Annotated in this window: 2 protein-coding genes; both read left to right on the top strand. The window is 65.9% G+C overall.

Features of this window, described 5'->3' with window-relative positions:
- A partial coding sequence (locus RCF13_RS23430; protein ID WP_308141581.1) for a DUF6456 domain-containing protein occupies nt 1-269 on the top strand: 269 nt, incomplete at its 5' end.
- Nucleotides 270-364: 95 nt separating this feature from the next.
- A partial coding sequence (locus tag RCF13_RS23425) for an amidase (RefSeq protein WP_308141580.1) occupies nt 365-1,092 on the top strand: 728 nt, incomplete at its 3' end.

Below are 1,092 nucleotides of genomic sequence, written 5' to 3'. Positions count from 1 at the left end.
GCCGCATCCGGGTCGAGCGGGCGCTGGAAGCGGTCGGGCCGGAACTGAACGGCGTTCTGGTCGACGTCTGCTGCTTCCTGAAAGGTCTTGAAACCGTGGAGCGCGAGCGGCAATGGCCCGCGCGTTCGGCCAAGATGCTGCTCAAGGTCGGCCTGGCCGCGCTCCACCGGCACTATAATCCGCAACTCGAAAAGGAGCGCGGCGGCGGCGCTGTCCTGCATTGGGGAGCCGACGACTATCGTCCCCGGATGCAGCCGCTGAACAAGTGAAGCAATCTCCCGGATTGACACTCCATTGGGGCGGGTCTATCGCCTGTGTCCCAAACAAGCCTGACAGGCCTGATGGGGAAGTGGGGAGAAATCACATGAATTCGGTACGGGATCGGCTGGAAAGCATCCTGTCGCGGCTGGAAGCGCGGGCAGGCAACGAGCGCGTTTTCAGCAAGATTTATGCACGGCAGGCGCGTGCCGAGGCGGATGCCGCCGATGCGCGGCTGCGCGACGGACGCGCTGTCGGCCCCCTCGACGGGCGCATCGTTTCGATCAAGGACCTCTTCGACGTTGCCGGAGAACCGACGCTCGCCGGTTCGGTCATTCGCCGTGATGCGGCCCCCGCGACCAGAGATGCCGCGATTGTACGCCGTCTGCGCGAGGCGGGTGCGGTCATCGTCGGCAAGACCCATATGACGGAATTCGCCTTCACGCCGGTCGGTCTCAATCCGCATTATGGCGAGCCGGGCAACGCCATCGACCCCACGCGCATTCCGGGCGGTTCCTCATCGGGCGCAGCCGTTTCGGCGGCGGAAGGCACCAGCGAAATCGCCATCGGCTCGGACACGGGCGGGTCGGTGCGCATTCCGGCGGCGCTGAACGGCCTTGTCGGCTTCAAGCCGACGGCGCGTCGCGTTCCGCTGGACGGTGCTTTTCCGCTGGCGCCATCGCTCGATTCCGTTGGTCCGCTGACCAGAACCGTCGCCGACGCCATTCTGACCGACGCGATCATGGCGGGCGAAGCGCCGGTCCTGCCTGGAGCCCTGTCGCTGAAGGGGCTGCGCATCGCGCTGCCGAAGGGCTATCTTCTGGCCGATATGGA

The organism is Stenotrophomonas maltophilia group sp. RNC7, assembly GCF_030910085.1.
GTDB lineage: Bacteria > Pseudomonadota > Gammaproteobacteria > Xanthomonadales > Xanthomonadaceae > Stenotrophomonas > Stenotrophomonas sepilia.
This window is presented reverse-complemented; position numbering and strand designations above follow the sequence as displayed.